At 46.9% G+C, this 884-nt stretch carries 1 protein-coding gene; it reads right to left on the bottom strand.

The window, feature by feature from the left end; all coding sequences use genetic code 11:
• A partial coding sequence (locus tag FBT53_RS16195; RefSeq protein ID WP_169630389.1) for a hypothetical protein occupies positions 1–884 on the bottom strand: 884 nt, incomplete at both ends.

Below are 884 nucleotides of genomic sequence, written 5' to 3' on the forward strand. Positions count from 1 at the left end.
CGTAGTGCTGTTGACCGTAATCACGGGTAGGGTAACACCCGTGACCTCGATACTATCCGTATACGTACAAGTACCTGCACTTAGAGTGACCTCGTAGGAGTCAAACGGCAATCCTTGGAAGGAATAACTACCGCCATCGGCCACTGTTAAGCTTTGTTCTGGAATAGTATTGATGGACAAGGTCATCCCTGCTCGGCCCGTGATGTTGCTCACACTTACGGTTCCGTCATTGGCTCCTGGATAGGACTCCGGGCTGGAGCTCAAATCAAAGCCTAAGGGAACGGGGGCAGCAATGGTGAGGTCCGAAAGGGTCACATGACAACCATCCGTATTGGCCAAACTACTGTTCCCAGCAACTACTTTTATATCATAAGTGCCCGCATTTAGATTGGGGATGCTTATAGTTCCCGTGCTACTTTCGGTCCAATCCACAAAACCACCGCCACTAGCTACGCTGTAATAATATCGTGCAGCATCAGTATTAGCATAACCACCTCCTGAAACGTTAAAACCAATGGTTCCCGTGTCTCCGGCACATTCTGGCTGGGTAAAAACGGGCGTGCTCACTGACAATGCCGATGGCGCCCTAATGTAAAATGTCTCCGTGATATTACCGCTCTTAACGTCTAAAAAAACTTGACCGTCTACCCGCCTTGCTTCTTGGTAAACAACGTAATAAGCACCTTCTGGATTATCCAATGGCGACGGGCCTGCTAAACCTGTTGCGGTAAATTCATAATTGGTACCGTTTTGAACCAAGTCAACAAATCCATCAGCATAGGCTTCACTAAACACTGTTTCGTTACCAGTATCTACGTTTTCCATATTAAATTCAGACGCTTCTCCCTCATAAACATAATAACGCATCTGGTATCCACTAGATA

Source organism: Flavobacterium sp. ASW18X, assembly GCF_005144745.1.
In the GTDB taxonomy this organism is placed as follows: domain Bacteria; phylum Bacteroidota; class Bacteroidia; order Flavobacteriales; family Flavobacteriaceae; genus Croceivirga.